We start from the raw sequence: 15,745 nt of genomic DNA, 5'->3' as shown, positions 1-15,745 counted from the left end.
CAATAAACCTTATTGCTTAGCCACAAATTGTGCGTTGTCATTTGACAATGTAAATGCCACACCACTTGTATCAATTGTTACTGTTTGCGGAGAGATTGGCATACCAGGGCCTACGCGAGCTGGGCCATTTACAGCAATAACATCACCTTCATTAAGGCCCGATGTAACCGCACGTAATGCACCGTAACGCTCACCAGTAGTGATTAGTTTGTATTCAAGTACGTTGTTTTCGCCAACCGTTAATACAAAACGATTTTTTAAGTCGGTACCAATTGCGCGTTCTGGGATAATAATCGCGTCACTAATAGAGTTGGCAGCAAGCTTAATACGTGCAAACGAGCCTGCGCGTAACTGGTTGCTGTCTTCATTAAATACTGCACGTACACGTAATGTACCTGTTGATGAATTAATTTGGTTATCAATAAAGTTAATGTAACCTTTGTATGCAAAATCGCTTTGACCCACTTTTTGCATTACAACAGTTTGATGGCTCGCAGCAGAAACATCATTAAAAGAGTGATTCCATGTGCGTTCATCAACATCAAAATAAGCGTACATAGCTTGGTTTGAAACAATTGACGTTAATACGCTTTGACCCGCAAGTATGTTATTACCTTTAGTAATATTTGCGCGAGAAATAATGCCGTCAATTGGTGATACAACTGATGTAAACTCTAAATCAAGTTCTGCTGATGTAAGTTGTGCTTGAAGTGCAGAAAGCTGTGCTTCGCGTTGGCGTAATGTTGAAGTACGCGCTTGTGCTTGCTCAGTTGAGATTGCTTTACGGTCTAATAATCGTACCGCACGTTTGTCTTCACTTTTAGCTTGCTCTAAGGCAGCTTGTGCGCTGTTGATTTGCGCTTTTAAACTAGCAACCACAGCAGCAAATGGGCGAGCATCTAATTGAAATAAAACATCGCCTTCTTTAACCACGTCGCCTTCTTTAAATTCAATGCTATCGATGATTCCTGATACACGCGGCATTAAGGCAACTTCTTGTGGAGACTCTAAACGAGTTGTATATGTGTGCCAGCTTTGTACTGGCTTAACAAGCACCTGTGCTACATCAATTGGTTGAAGTTGCTGTGCAGGTGCTGATTGAGCTGTGCTCTCATCAGCACAACCTGCTAGTGTTAAAGATGCCGCAGTAAGTGCTGCAGCAATTAGATGTTTGTTCATGAAGACGCTCCATTGTTGATTAGCCTCGCATAATACGGATTAAACCCGTGTGTAAAAACCATAGATTTTTAAATTCATTAATGCCAAAATGGCATCAATAGATTAGTTAAGGTGTAATAATGGATACAACAAGTCGACTTTTAATGTTACTTGAAGTGGTTGAGCAAGGCTCTTTTGCAAAAGCTGCAGAATTACGCAACATAGATCGCTCTGTTATATCTAAGCAAATTAGCCGTTTAGAGGATGAGCTAGGCGTTAGGTTGCTTAACCGCACAACGCGTTCGTTTTCGCTCACAGCGGCGGGCGCCGAAATGATAAAAAAAGCCGCTGAGCTTAGAGAGTTGCTCGGCGAAACAGTACGTATGGCTGAAAACTACCATTTAGAGCCACGCGGGGTGTTAAAAATCACGTCATCAACACTCATTGGTCGCCGTTATTTACAACCTGTACTTAATGATTTTCAAAAACGCTTTCCGCAAGTAGAAGTTGAACTGCGCTTAGACGATAGATTAGTAGATATAGTTTCTGAAGGGTTTGATTTAGCATTTCGTGTTGGTGAGCCAAAAGATTCATCCCTTATTGCACGTAAAATAGCGCGTAATCGCTTACTCATTGTTGCAGCACCAGAGTACATAGACACTTATGGTATACCCAAAGCAATGGAAGATTTAGCACAATTGCCAGCAGCAAGCTACGCCAGTAACTCTATTCGGATAGATGCTATAGATTACTACAACAGTAAAGGTGAGCCTTGCGAGCAAAAAATAAAAAGTGTGTTTAGAGCAAACGATGCAGAGTCATTACTGATGAAAACATTATCGGGCACCACTTACTTTGTCGCCCCTGCATTTATTATTGGTGATGAAATATCACAGGGTAAACTAGTGCCTTTATTGACTGATGTGAAACTCATGGAGTTTAGTGCGATGTATGCCGTGTATCCGCATCGAGATTTGCCGGTAAGAACTCGGTTATTTTTTGATGCTGTTCGCGAACATATAGGAAAAGATAAACCAATTTGGGAAAACGGGATCCCTAACTTCGAGCAAATGTATTAGATAATGTATTAGGTAAGGTAACTTAAGCAACTACCGCCTCACAGTCGTGATCTTTTTAAAGCTTACAATACACTTTATTACGACCAAATTGTTTTGCTTTGTATAACTGTTTATCCGCTTGGTTTACAAAGCTTTCCAATGAATTAGTACTTTTAAATTTTGCGATTCCAATACTCGTTGTAATATTGATAGCAAGGCCATCAATATCAAAAGTTGTATTTTCAAAACGTGCTCTTATTTGTTCAGCGGTATCTAGTGCAGCCTCTTCATTTGCAAAAGAGCTAAATAAAGCAAACTCTTCACCGCCAACTCTAAATACGTACCCCCTGCCAAGTGCTACCCTTAGTAAAGTGGCCACTTCGACAAGTACTTGGTCACCCACGCCATGTCCGTACTCGTCATTTACTTGTTTAAAAAAGTCTAAATCGAGTAAAAATAAATATAACTGTGACTTATCTTGTAGTTCTACTTCAAAGTAGTGGCTCATTGAAAGGCGATTACCTGCACCCGTTAATGGATCAAGTAACGCTAAATTTTTAAGTCGCTTTGAAAAATGTGAACGACTCCCTTCAAAAACATGAGAAATCGCCCAAATACTAAAATAAGCACAAATCAAATTTAGGGATAAGTTAAAGGTTTCAAAGGGTGAAAGTGTAGATTTACTCCCTAAAATAAACATTTGGATAGCTAATAAAGTTGCAGAGAAAATTACACCATATTGTTTACCTAACAACAGATAGTACAAAATAGGTAATGCAAACGACCATACAAATACACCGTTACGAGGAGATGCTAAAGCTGTAGCTAAAATAACTATGGACGTGATAAGTGTGCACATCACAACCGACTGCCAAAACTGTAGTGGACGGCGTGTAAGTGAAATATAAGTAAATATACAATAAATAGAAAAACAGATTTCGATATAGCCAAGCAATGGAAAGTTATTTACGGTTAAATTAAGCCCCGCAAATCCAGCTGATAAAAAACCAAAACAAAGGCACATCCCTCTCAGGACGTCCTTTCTTAATGATTTAGTGCTATTAAGAGCCGCGATATCCATTCTAATCACTTAATAAAAAATAAAAATTAAGTTTAACGGGAAAATATAATTTAACAAGCCTTGTCGATATAAAACCATGTAGATAAACCCTGTTATTACCTTTTTTTAGGATAATGTTATGCATTTTAGGAGCATGTTTGGCATTTTAGCTTCATCAAGCAACCTTAATAACTAGCCACCTAGCATGGATAAATTAGTCGTAATACCTGTATTACCTTGGTGTAAAAGGTGAGTTGGCTTTTTGGTTTTAATATAACGCGATAGCAATGCCATTAATTCACTGTTTGAACTATCGTTCATATATTCTCTTAATGAAATACCCTCTTCAGAAAACAAACATAAATGCAGATTCCCTTTGGCTGTTACTCTTAACCTATTACAGGTACTACAAAAGTCATTACTGTAAGGCATAATCAAACCAATTCTGCCTTGATAATCAGGATGTGCAAACTCTTGAGCAGGACCTGCTGATGCACTACGCGCAACTTGCTGCCACCCCGTTTGTAATAACTGAGCTTTTAACACCTGACCAGAAACATGGTTAGCATCAAAAAAGGCTTTGTTATCGTTTGTTTGCATCAACTCAATAAAGCGAATAGTAACGGGGCGATGCTTAACCCAATTTAAAAACGTATCAAACTCTTGCGCGTTATATTGCTTCATAAGCACGCTGTTTATTTTTACCGAATCAATCCCTGTTTCAAGCGCGGTATCAATACCTTTCATTACTGAGGTAAATTTATCGTGCCCAGTAATAGTGTTAAACATGCGTGGGTCTAAGGTATCAATACTTACATTAATTGCATTTAAGCCTGCATCTACCCAGTTATGAATGTTTTTATGAAGAGAAAAGCCATTGGTGGTCATTGCAATTGTTTTAATACCTGCAATATCTTTTGCGACGCGAATAACATCTATAAAATCTTTACGTAAGGTGGGCTCTCCGCCAGTGATCCTTACTTTTTCAATACCATGGTGAGCAAATGCTTTAAGCGTATTACTAATTTCATTCACACTTAAAAAACCACGGTCACTCCCGCCTTGATAACCGTCGGGTAAACAATAAACACACTTAAAATTGCATACGTCAGTAATAGACAAACGCAAGTAACTAAACTCTCGCCCTGTTGGGTCGATTAGCATAAACAAACCTTAACTAATATCAATAAGCCATCACTACCTAAACTGCTTTAGTTATTGATATAAAATAATAATTACAAAAATACGTGTAATAGCTAAAGGAACCTTCTAAAACAGGCCCCTTTAACTATTTTAATTATGCTTTACGCATCCAAGCCTTTTTTAACTGCGCTTGGCTTCATTGGTAGGTCACGTAAACGCACACCTACGGCATTAAATACGGCATTACCTATGGCTGGCGCAACACCTATAACCCCAGGCTCACCTAAACCAACCGGAAACTCATCACTTTGTAAAAATTCAATGTCTATATCTGGTACATCTTGCATTCTTAGCGGTAAATAAGTATTAAAGTTAGTAGCCGATACTTGCCCATCTTTATACGTATTTGACTCGTGTAAAGCAAGGCTGCTGCCCCATAATAATGAGCCTTCAATTTGCGCCAATGCCCCATCAGGATGAACAATTAAGCCTGCATCTACAACAACATAAAGCTTTTTAAGCGTTATTTTACCACTATCACGGTTAACATGAACATGTGCTGCGGTTGCAAGCCAAGCTGGCATTGTGCGCTCTTGCCCCGAACTCACTGAAAAACCAATGCCTTCACCTTTCGCTAATTTAACAGAAGCGACTTTATCAGACACTGTCTTAAGTACGTTACGTAAACGTAGCGCTCCACCAACACTCTCAGGTGCTTTACCTGCTTGCTTGCCTTTACCATCTAACATTTCGATTCTAAATTGAACCGGATCTTTGCCTTGCTTATGGGCAATTTCGTCAATAAACGACTCAAGGCTCCATGCAATCCAACCTGGTCCTACTGAGCGTAACCAGCCTGGAGTAAAGGTGCTTTGTGCAACTTCGTTATTAATAGCACGTGCTCGATGACTGCTCATGCTATACCAATGATCGGCGCCCGATGCTGAAAACGCATCAAATTTACCTTTACCATCAACACCTGGAGCTAAAAATCCGGTTGCCATTGCTTTGGTAGGCCAACCTGCCGCAAATGCATGTTCCATTCCTGTGAAAGTGCCGTTTTTATCAAACGAAGCTGTCATTTTTGCAGCAGATGCAGAGCGAGACTGATCAAATAAACTATCGTCTGCGCGTGTAAATACTAGCTTTACTGGTTTACCCACTGCTTTTGCAGTTAGGGCTGCCGGTACAGTCCAATCACCAAATAGTCGGCGACCAAAACCACCGCCTAAATAATAAGGGCGAATAATCACTTTCTCTTGGGCGACTTCAAGTGCTTTTGCAATAGCAGGTAACGTAAGCGATTGCCATTGGTTCCCCGTATGAATAATCCAATTACCGTCTTTAAATTCGGCAATTGCATTAAGTGGCTCTAGCTGATAATGACTCGCTGTTGCTGTGGTATACATTGATTCTAACGATTCATTGGCATCGGCTTGGGTTTTCTTTATATCGCCTTCATCAACAAACAAAGTACCCGAGTCGCGTTGCTCGCATAATCGCTTACCTTCGTTTTGAATATCAGCTTCAGATATATTTGCCGACTCACCCTTTTTATAACTCACCTTTAAAGCATCTACTGCTTTAATGGCACTTGGGTAGTTGTCCGCAAGTACAACAACCCAGCCTTGCACTGTGTTACTAGGGTCATTTAAAACTTCATAACCTTTGTAGCCTTTAATCGCTTTTGCTGCTGTATCGTCAACATTTGTCACCGTACTGCCATAACGGGTTGGCGGTATTACTGGGCGCGCGTACAGCATGCCTTCAACTTCTACATCTATACCATATACCGCAGTACCATTAGTTTTAGCCGGTATATCGAGCGCTTTAAAGTCTTGTTTAAGACCCGTTAAGTGACGTTTATTTGCAGGTTTTAGCGGCAGGTTTGCAACTTCATCACTGGTAAATGTACGATTAAACTCGCCTTTTTTAACAATATCAGCGTAACTAACCGATTTATCACCCGATACAATATAACCTTTTTCAGCGTGGCATTTATCCGCAGCCATACCTAGCATTTTCGCGCCTGCGTCTATTAACGCAATTCTGCCCGCAGCACCCGCTTGCGACAGAGGCTTAAAGCTTTGGAACACTGACCACGAACCGCCGGTAACCATGTAGCCCCATTTTTCGTGAGTATCTACGTAGGTAATTGATACTTTATCCCAATCACATTCAAGTTCATCAGCTACAATGCGCGCAAGAGCAGTACCAATATGTTGACCCATTTCAGCTTTAGCAATACTTACTTCTACGGCGCCATCGCTGCTCATAGTCCACCAAATGGTTGGTGAGAAAGCCTGTTGCGCAATTGATTCTTTTGCACTGAGCGAACCCGAAAATAACGCAGGGGCAAACGCCATGACTAAACCTGCGCTAGCAGTGCCAATCATAAACGAGCGACGATTTAAATTAACGGTTTCGCTATTTTTTTGAAATAATTTTTTCATTATCGGCTCCAGTTAAGCGTCTTGTGCATTTGGATCAAATATATTTACTACACTTTGTGACTCATCTGCAGCGCGTTGAATAGCCGTTTTAATACGCTTGTAAGCCATACAGCGGCAATAGTTGCCATTCATGTGGCTTACTATTTCTTCATCTGACGGGCTAGGGTTTGCAGCAAGTAATGTAGCAGCTTGCATTATTTGCCCAGACTGACAATAACCGCACTGTGGTACTTGCTCTTCAACCCATGCTTTTTGAAGTGGGTGTTCGTTATTAAGCCCTTCAATTGTGGTAATGTTTTTTCCTGCAATTGCGCCAATTGGTAAAACACATGAGCGAGTTGCTTGCCCATCTAAATGCACCGTACACGCACCACACATTGCAATACCGCAACCAAACTTCGTCCCTTTTAATCCAATTTCATCACGAATAACCCATAACAATGGTGTATCTTCACTTGCGTGTGATTCAACCACCTTGCCATTAATTGTAAACGTCACCATAGCTTGCCCCTTGATTAAGCTTTATAGCCCCAATATTAGTTAATACGTTGGCTTTTACCGTTAAAATTGTTGTAACTACTCACTCTAAAAACATCATTTACTGTGTAATACCCATTGTACTCACAGCTAAATACTTTAAACATAATCGTAGTTACAACTGATATAATTCAATTACTTTTTGTGTACTTTTAATTCATGCTTCGCTATAAAATTACTCAGCTGCTGTTGCGTATCTATATCTACACTCGCACTACTTAAATTAATTGTATTGACGACTTCACTGCTGGAACGCAGTAATTGCTGTGCCCCCTTATCAGAAGTTAAGCTTGTAAGCTTTGATAAATCAACCGCTGGAAATATAGCGGGTACACCTAAATGCTCGCCATAGTTTGCACACCAGCGCGTGGGTTCACGTGTAAAACCTGTAACTAATGCAGCTAGATCCTGCGTTTTAAGCTCAACCTGATCGGCAAGCATAAATAAAATTCCATTATAAGCAGGGTGTTTAGATAGCGCTTGCGAAGCGACAGCAATTGAAACACCTAAGCCGTCATCCCACCGTTTGTTTTCAATAATGTGTATATTTGAATGCCCGCTGAGTGCCTTTACTACCTCTGCATGCCACTTTCCTGTAACTACATATACGGGTGAATCATCAAGCGCTTGCAGCACTTCAACTGCTCGCTCAATCATTGTTTGCCCTAAGCCCACATCGGCTATTAGTTTACAACCATCAAAACGAGATGATTGACCTGCTGCCAGCACTACTTTTGCAATTAGCACAGCTCTTGACCCCAATTACTTAACGACTGTGCATTTTTATTGCTAAGCACCGCATGTATTTCACTAATGAGCGAAAGCGCTATGCTCTCTGGCGAATCCCCACCTAAATTTAGCCCTACAGGACCAAACACAGGAGCCTTAATTTGTTCACGTGTTGTACTTGCATGCTCTAGTACCTGTTCGCGTCTGTGCTTAGGCCCAAGTAACCCTATATATTTAAAAGCAACATCAGCAAATTGACTGAGCGTAATTGCATCTAGTTCAACGCTGTGAGCCATTAAAATAGCAGCATCGACTTTATTAGTTATACAATATTCTTTTAACTCACTCGGTGTAGAGCGTAAAATAGCATCTGCATTTTTAAAATATTGCCTTTTTGCATTGGCAGGGCGTGTGTCCCATACAGTTACACTCCAACCAAGCTGCTTTGCTAGAGCATAAACAGGCAATGCATCAGCGCCACCACCGACTATTAGTAAATGAGGCGGCGGATAAATAGAGGTTTGCAAGCACGTAGCGCCTTGTAATTCTACCAATTGCGCTTTGCGGTTCATTGATAAACCATGTGGCTCATCATTTTGCGTAAATACGCCACTACCCGCTGGCAAAATGGGGCTTACTTGTTGAAGGTATCGCCCTGGTTTATTCTCATTAAGTGCTTTAGATACAAGCTCTAACTGTAAATAGTCATTAGCTTTGTGAATGGGCTGCAGTAAAATATGTACTATGCCCCCACAACCAATGCCAAGCTGAAATGTTAAATCGTCTTCGTCTGTTGCGTCATAACTAATGGTTTTACTTGTTAAAGTACTCATTACTTGTTTAGCATGGCGCTGTATGTCAGCTTCTAAACAGCCACCCGAAAGCATCCCTAAGCGCTCGCCTAGGCTAGAAATAAGCATCATAGCGCCTAGTTTTCTGTAACTAGAGCCTTCTATTTTATACAAAGTAGCTAAAACCCATTCTTGATTATCTCTTTCGGGATACCATGAGTTTAAGATACTTTTTAAATCAGTAACCATATATTGCCTTTACAAAAACACTGTCTGCGGTTTAAAAATAACACTGTCAAAACAGCTCTTAAATAATTCATGCATTAAATTAGCTTTCTATTATATCGTTTAAGGTTTCGATTAACTCATCAAATTGATCATTTACATTTTGGCGTTGCTTTACGCTCAACGCCATATTTAATTCGTAGAGTAAGCTTATATATAAATTAAGGTTTTCTTCATTTATTTTGAGTAACTCTTGGCTCATATAAAGCTCGCGCTCTTTTATTACCGTACTCAATTGATCAATAAACTGGCTTTGCGTTAAGCTTTTATTTTCAAATATTTGTTTAGCAGAATCTAACCGGTTTTGCTTGTACTCTAGCCAAAGCGTATTTGAATCTTGATGTTGCTCATTGGCCGTGGTTATTAACGCTTTTTGCCCTTTACTGAGCTTACCCGCCCACTCTTCGTAGTATTCAAATTGTGACTCTAAACGCTCGGCTTTACGCTCATGCGCAGTTTGATCGTTAAACTCTTCTCGCTCTTCATCAATTTGTGATTGAATATTATTTAAAAGTTCATCTCGTTGCTCATCAGATAATGTTGCACCTAGTTCTGCAAGAGGAAGATGTGCGTACTCAAGTAAGTTTTGCCAATGCTTTTTTGCAAAAACGACTTGTTCTTTTAATTGATCGGTTTCGAGTGATTGATTAAAAAGCGTTTTAATATTTTGTATATCTAGCTTGTATGCAGGTAACTGAGTACGTCTATGCCACGTTTGAGTGGTCTTAATTATATCTTTTAGCTGCTCATTTTGTTTTTTATTCAAATCAATATAATCATCAACCCAAAACGATGAAAGCCAACTTAAATTGTTATACGTAAAGGATGCTGAGCAACTACATAAAAACAGCATACTTATAGCGAAGCATGAGCGTATTAGCTTTTTAGTTTTAAAATTATTAAGCATCACTTTCTCCTGATCGGCGCCATATAACTTGAGAATCTCAGCCATGTAATAAGATTTCAAAACAATAACTTAGCTTGTGTTCTTTATCGGTACTGCGCCTCTTAAATTGAGAATTATTTATAGCTAAAAACTGCCCCAACACAAATTCTCATCCAGCCAAAAAGTTCTCATTCTGCCTTGCAGATTCTCATTCTGCCACTGAAGAACTCTGACTTGATTTTAATGAGCACATAATTAAGTAGATTCTGTATTCGGTAAATTAGTGGCGAACACTATACGCTAATATTTACTTAGTAAAAGTGTAGTAAATCGATTAGAAAATGGATTTTTAGGATAAAGAGAAATGAAGCCATTTAAGTGAAAGTTAAAATGCAGATATGCGAAGCTTCATTTGTAATGTTGAGTTAATTCAAATTTGGTTTGATTTAGGTTTAGTTATGGATGAAGTTACTAAACCTTTATTAAAAAAGGGAAAGTTAAACTTATTGATATTCAGTCGATTAGTTTTAGTGAACTGCCGGTATTGTTATTAATAAAGCATAGACCGAGAACATGTCTCGGCCTAAAAATTAAAGTTGAAATTACAAAGTACTAAATGTCGAGTGATAGCTGTTTGTTTTGCGTTTTCGCCAACTTCAAAGTATCACAATTAAGTATACGTTTTGAATTATTGCCATGAATGTAAACGGGCCTGAGCTTACCGGTATTAATCAACCTCATTAGTTCTACCTTTGGTATACCGGTGACTTCAGCTACGTTTGCAACGGACATCGTTTTATCTCTTATAAGTTGAGTATGTAATTTACAAAAGGTATCGAATGCTTCAGGCAAAACGTGTATGGAATGCATTAAGTCTAATGAAGGTTTGTATGTTATTGATAATTCTTTATTTTTAGCAGCTATCAGTACATCAGTTATACAGATATTATGAAGAGCCATAAAGCGACGTAGCTCAGAAAGGGGGACGTAATCTTTATTGTGGCTGAACTCGGCTAAAAAGGTATAAACACCTGATATTTCAACGCGAGTATCTGTTCTTAAGGCCTTTTTTGAATCAGTTCTTATCAATCCAACTTCGACTAAAAGAGCGATTTGTTTAAAGGTTATCCCAATTATAGAGGAGGCTGTTTGAGCTTCAAACCAAAGCTGAGTTATGGGAGCTTTTGAACGAATATACTCGCTATTATACATTTCATATAGTGTGGATAATGACCCCCATTCACATAGCAAATTCTGAACAATAATTTCAATTTTGTGAAACTCAATGTTCAACGGTAGATCTGTTGGTACACGTTTAGCCCTTTCACTTAAGAATACTCTAGCACTATCTGGGTTATTAAGAATATCAGCCGCTCTATTTAATAATGTGGAGGTAATCTCCTTTGGTGGGAAACTCGTTCGTGTATTACTATCGTCAACTATCACTTTAGCTATGAGGTATGCATCGTGGACTTGTTCAGGTGATTTTAATTGATTATTCAATGGCATATGCGTTAAGCGTAAGCCGCACAAAGGTGATGTGCAGCGGCCATTTAGAAGATTAATGGTAAATTGCAGCGGTGAATTGCAATGAGGGCATTCGGATAACAGGGCACACTCATGAATAATACAGTGTCGTAAAAATGGATTTTGCCACTGGGCCCTAAAATACCCATATTGGTTAACACAATCTGGACAAACTTGTGGCGTTAGCAATCTCGCATGTGTCCAGCACTTTATCTTTAATGATGATAAAGTGCGAGTTATAGGAATAAGGTGATCAAGGAGTCCGTTCTTTGTTGATCTACCTTTGATGATACTGGTTAGCATAGCCTTATTGAGTACGCGAGATTCTGATTGTATGCCATTTCTTTTAAGTAAACGAAGTACATAACCAATACCTGACTCCGCTTCATAGTAAGAGGGTTTTATTGGGAAACGCATTAGCATAACCCCGAATAGAACTGACTTCTAAGGTTTTTATCTTGCTCATTTAGATATGCATCTAATTGTTTTTTTGTTAAAAGTTCATAATCAAATGGATTGACAGCCCCAATTGCATATTTCTCAAAGTTTTCAAATAAGGCTTCTATAAGCTGATCATAGTTTTTTGCATTTCGTGTGTTATTACGTAAAAATAAATCGCGCATTGTACTCATGGTGTGCTCACTGTACGCAAGGTAAATACGATCAAGTAGCTCACTGTGCTCATCCTTTGTTAAATTTGGCAACCCAACTTGTTGAATGAACCAATTACAACAGGCAATCCAGTTTTTCGTTTTAGGAAGGATTGGCTTAATTTCAATGGGGCGCATTTGTCGACGAGACATCTGCTCGTCATCGTCAAATTTACCGGCGGTTCTACCAAATGTAATAAGGCGCTTAGCACTGCTTGTACCGGCGAAAATAATCGAACAACGGATCTTGTTGCTATCGATCAGATAGCAAAAATATTTAATAATTCGTTGAAACTCTATCCCATCATAACTTGAGGCAATATTCTGAATTTCATCAAGAATGATTAGCTCCACTTCTAGGCCTTTGAGAAGTGAGATAAGTTGGGCATCCAATTCAGCTGCAGTAGTGCGAGAATTTTGTGTTGTTCCGTCTAGCTCTGAAATTAAAAATCGAGTTATCTCTGCAGTACTTTTTTTAAACTCCTTAAAAGCGACATAAAAGATTGGTTTTGTCGTTTTTTCTGGCTTAGTAACAGGTAAAAACTGAGCGTGATACTGCTTTAATATATACGTCTTGCCAGCACCCGAGGCACCATAAATAAGTTGAGCTCGTTTATCCTCTGAAGGTACGTGATACATATTGTGGATTTCCGCTATCCTTTGCCATATCTTCATTTGTATGTCACATGCGAAAATTGTACTGGGCATAGTTACCATTGTTTTTCATTTCCTTCATCATCATTATAACGGGTAGAGGCCATTTCTCTGGTTTTGCTCACTATCGTATCTGCGTAGGTATCTTGTTCACCTGAGTGCGATATCTGTGATTTAAGTTCATTCACTTTATGAGATTTTTTTATTCGCTCTACAATGGATAAGTTCTCTTTCGTATTTTTATTGAAAGACGCTACCTTTGGGCCTCTGTGCTGTTTGCGTTTGGGCTTTTGCTTTACGAATTCAGTTATTTCACCGACATAGTGACCAGTAGGAGTATGGGAGAAAGTTTCTGTATATATTCCGAGTTGGGTCAGAGTTTGATTGCCATTTAGTTCAGCAAAGCTGACTGGTAGTTTAGTATCATGATGGTCAATATTATCAGCCACTATTTCCACAGGATTGTTCTCGCCAGGCAGTGTTGCTTGAACTGTTACTTTTCTGGCATCTAGGTCGTCATGAAACACATAAACAGAGGGGTTTTCACCCAGCTCCATGTCTGTTTTAGTAGCCGCGTATAGTTGTTTTAGCTCATCACTGTAATAATCTTGACCTAAACATCTGATAGTTCCACGTTGCTGTAATTTATGTGAGGCCTGGGCTCTGGACACGTGGAAGCAATGTTGTAGCTGATCATATGTGAATGAAGGCATAGGCGTATCAATAATGGACTGATTCCATTTTTTGATAGGCGTATGGCCAGCCTGTTTATGGTGTTTGTGCATGTATTCTGTCAAAAATATATTCAGTAGCTTTGTAAAATCAGATACTTTTATATCCGCACGTTTAGCTAATGGAATTGTGTCGAGTGAGTTCGGGTTAGTACGTTTACCTGAATAACTTTGAAATCCAATACTCGTCTCACCACTTTGCGTTTCAATCTTCATACCCGAAAAAAAGTGATCTCTTAATACGTTAAAAAATGACTCAATGAATGGCTTTTTAGCAGGTTGATTTGAAGGTGTATAATGAATATTTAACTCAAGTCGCTCCGCAGCCTTTTTTATCAAACGATTATTAAACCCTGGGCCATTATCCATAATCAATGTAGTCGGTTTACGTCCATTCATTGTAAGATTACTATCCGCCATAAATATTTGACGTAAAAGGTTAAGCCCACCGGCAGAGTTTTCAGGTTCAAAGCTAAGCACCACAGAGATAGGTGCGCGTGTGTAAACGTCTATTGCTACATACAAAGAAATAGGCGGTGTCGGTAGACCTGTTTTATCATCAATTAAACACATATTTAGCACAACACGGTCGCATTCAACGCGTTGCATTGCGTAATAGGTTTTTATTCGTTTACGTAGCGTTGTTAGTCGCTTATTGATTTCCGCTTGTGAAAGACCTTTAAAATTAGCAAGTTTTTCGGCATCAGTAAGCTCTTGTAACCGGCGGTAAAAGGTGCGTTGTGATGCGATTTGAATCTCATTATTTTTCAAGCTAGCTTCTTGCGCTTCTCGTTTATAGTTACTGTAATATGCGCCTTTGAAAGCAGAGTTATTACACGAATAGACGGTAGCGATGTAGTGCTGTATGAAAGCCTCAGTGGCCGCATTTAGCCGTATAGGCCTATTACGCTTCACTCCCGCAAGCGCTTCATCATTAAAATCTGATTGAACCCATACGCGCCAATGGCGACATACCGTTTTCCATTGCGGGTGTTTTGTGGCTATAGTTGCAGGATGTTGACTCTCGACTCGTTTGATGAGCTCATCATATGTCTTCTTGGTTGTAGCAGGGTATCCTTCACTAACCAGTTCTTTCAAGATAGATTGATAAACCAATCGTGATGTAACCGTTAACTTTTGATATTCTGTTAGTTCAATATGTGGATGCTGTGCGCTTCTTAATATAAAGCCTTGATCATCAATTGATTTCTCAAAGTCGTCTCGAGGTAATAGGCGCTTCTTAGTCTCTATACCATCACCGGAAAGGAGTATTGATGTACTGTCAACAAACGCAATAGATTCAACGTTACCGTACTTATTAGTCAAGTCAGTACCCGTAGCATATCCGATCATTTGAGGTGACCTCGCATCAATGTAGTAGAGGCGTTTAACGGCTTCTCCATATCGAATTTATATACATTTGATGCAATTAGTCCATAAGCCTCTGCCACTGGGTTTTTAGCTATACCCTCCAAGCATTCGATGAGTTCACCAAAGGTTAAATCTCCATCAGGCAGCATTGTTAATGGGAATGAATGCTCCGAGTAATACATTGTTATCAGATTAAGGTTCGCCATAAAGATAGTATTGAGCTTATCGACGATGATTAACCGTAAACCTATTTGTGCTTTTTTTCGGGTGTACTCATTAAAAAGATGAATTTTCGAGTGATACTCTTTATCAACCTGAGACTCATGATGAACTTCAATATATTCAGCGAAGCCAGAATGATATAGGACTAAGAAGTCGGGTGTATAGCGGTAAACTTTTTTGTCTATAGTCACTTCTATTTGCTCAGGCTGGGTGGCAAACAGCTTCACATTAGGGTCACATTCCAGTTTAAAAGCCAGGATCAGCTCCTGAAATGACTCGGGATTAAGTGCGCACTGATTTTTATGGGAGTAAAATCGTATAATAAATCGACCTCTGTGAACGTTAGCGTTCGTCTTTGTAACGGTCATAATTTTACCTCCCAAAAAATAAATGTCTTTACACTATAGATAATGGGTGATAAATTAAAAGGTTTATCTTTAGAATAGTTGTTCTTGGTAAGCATTTTTACATTATTCCTTTCGTCATAATT

Annotated in this window: 13 protein-coding genes; 1 reads left to right on the top strand and 12 read right to left on the bottom strand. The window is 39.2% G+C overall.

What is annotated here, in order from left to right:
• Positions 1 to 9: 9 nt before the first annotated feature.
• On the bottom strand, positions 10 to 1,179 hold the full coding sequence (locus tag PX700_RS15150) for an efflux RND transporter periplasmic adaptor subunit (RefSeq protein WP_479521131.1): 1,170 nt from the start codon (positions 1,177 to 1,179) through the stop codon (positions 10 to 12).
• 119 nt (positions 1,180 to 1,298) lie between these two features.
• On the opposite strand from PX700_RS15150, the gene PX700_RS15145 reads away from it, so the two are divergent.
• Complete coding sequence (locus PX700_RS15145) at positions 1,299 to 2,237, top strand: LysR family transcriptional regulator (protein WP_479521130.1); 939 nt, start codon at positions 1,299 to 1,301, stop codon at positions 2,235 to 2,237.
• 55 nt (positions 2,238 to 2,292) lie between these two features.
• Here the strand turns inward: PX700_RS15145 and PX700_RS15140 are convergent, their stop codons facing one another.
• From PX700_RS15140 to PX700_RS15090, 11 genes are all read right to left on the bottom strand, one after another.
• Positions 2,293 to 3,297, bottom strand: coding sequence for a GGDEF domain-containing protein (locus PX700_RS15140; RefSeq protein ID WP_479521129.1), 1,005 nt, complete (start codon positions 3,295 to 3,297; stop codon positions 2,293 to 2,295).
• A 171-nt stretch (positions 3,298 to 3,468) separates the two neighbouring features.
• Positions 3,469 to 4,440 (bottom strand): GTP 3',8-cyclase MoaA, encoded by a 972-nt coding sequence (gene moaA / locus PX700_RS15135; RefSeq protein WP_479521128.1) that lies wholly within the window; start codon positions 4,438 to 4,440, stop codon positions 3,469 to 3,471.
• A 140-nt stretch (positions 4,441 to 4,580) separates the two neighbouring features.
• The gene (locus PX700_RS15130; RefSeq protein ID WP_479521127.1) at positions 4,581 to 6,872 is read right to left on the bottom strand and encodes a xanthine dehydrogenase family protein molybdopterin-binding subunit; all 2,292 of its coding nucleotides are present in this window, start codon (positions 6,870 to 6,872) and stop codon (positions 4,581 to 4,583) included.
• Positions 6,873 to 6,884: 12 nt separating this feature from the next.
• Entirely contained in the window at positions 6,885 to 7,373 is a 489-nt protein-coding gene (locus tag PX700_RS15125) for a (2Fe-2S)-binding protein (RefSeq protein WP_007582016.1), read from the bottom strand.
• A 171-nt stretch (positions 7,374 to 7,544) separates the two neighbouring features.
• A complete protein-coding gene (locus tag PX700_RS15120) occupies positions 7,545 to 8,156 on the bottom strand; it encodes a nucleotidyltransferase family protein (protein ID WP_479521126.1) in 612 nt (203 codons plus the stop codon).
• Positions 8,150 to 9,178 carry an XdhC family protein gene (locus tag PX700_RS15115; protein WP_479521125.1) on the bottom strand — a complete coding sequence of 343 codons (1,029 nt, stop codon included), beginning with the start codon at positions 9,176 to 9,178 and terminating at the stop codon, positions 8,150 to 8,152. The genes PX700_RS15120 and PX700_RS15115 overlap by 7 nt, the downstream gene beginning before the upstream one ends.
• A 79-nt stretch (positions 9,179 to 9,257) precedes the next feature.
• Complete coding sequence (locus PX700_RS15110) at positions 9,258 to 10,121, bottom strand: DUF6279 family lipoprotein (protein ID WP_479521124.1); 864 nt, start codon at positions 10,119 to 10,121, stop codon at positions 9,258 to 9,260.
• A gap of 591 nt (positions 10,122 to 10,712) precedes the next feature.
• A complete protein-coding gene (locus PX700_RS15105; protein ID WP_139129352.1) occupies positions 10,713 to 12,044 on the bottom strand; it encodes a TniQ family protein in 1,332 nt (443 codons plus the stop codon).
• Entirely contained in the window at positions 12,044 to 12,952 is a 909-nt protein-coding gene (locus PX700_RS15100) for a TniB family NTP-binding protein (RefSeq protein WP_164834667.1), read from the bottom strand. Before PX700_RS15100 ends, PX700_RS15105 begins: the two co-directional genes overlap by 1 nt.
• A 35-nt stretch (positions 12,953 to 12,987) precedes the next feature.
• Positions 12,988 to 15,015 carry a DDE-type integrase/transposase/recombinase gene (locus tag PX700_RS15095; protein ID WP_214552594.1) on the bottom strand — a complete coding sequence of 676 codons (2,028 nt, stop codon included), beginning with the start codon at positions 15,013 to 15,015 and terminating at the stop codon, positions 12,988 to 12,990.
• The gene (locus PX700_RS15090; RefSeq protein ID WP_069438782.1) at positions 15,012 to 15,623 is read right to left on the bottom strand and encodes a TnsA endonuclease N-terminal domain-containing protein; all 612 of its coding nucleotides are present in this window, start codon (positions 15,621 to 15,623) and stop codon (positions 15,012 to 15,014) included. The genes PX700_RS15095 and PX700_RS15090 overlap by 4 nt, the downstream gene beginning before the upstream one ends.
• Positions 15,624 to 15,745: the final 122 nt, after the last annotated feature.

The organism is Pseudoalteromonas sp. TP27, assembly GCF_056470645.1.
This window is presented reverse-complemented; position numbering and strand designations above follow the sequence as displayed.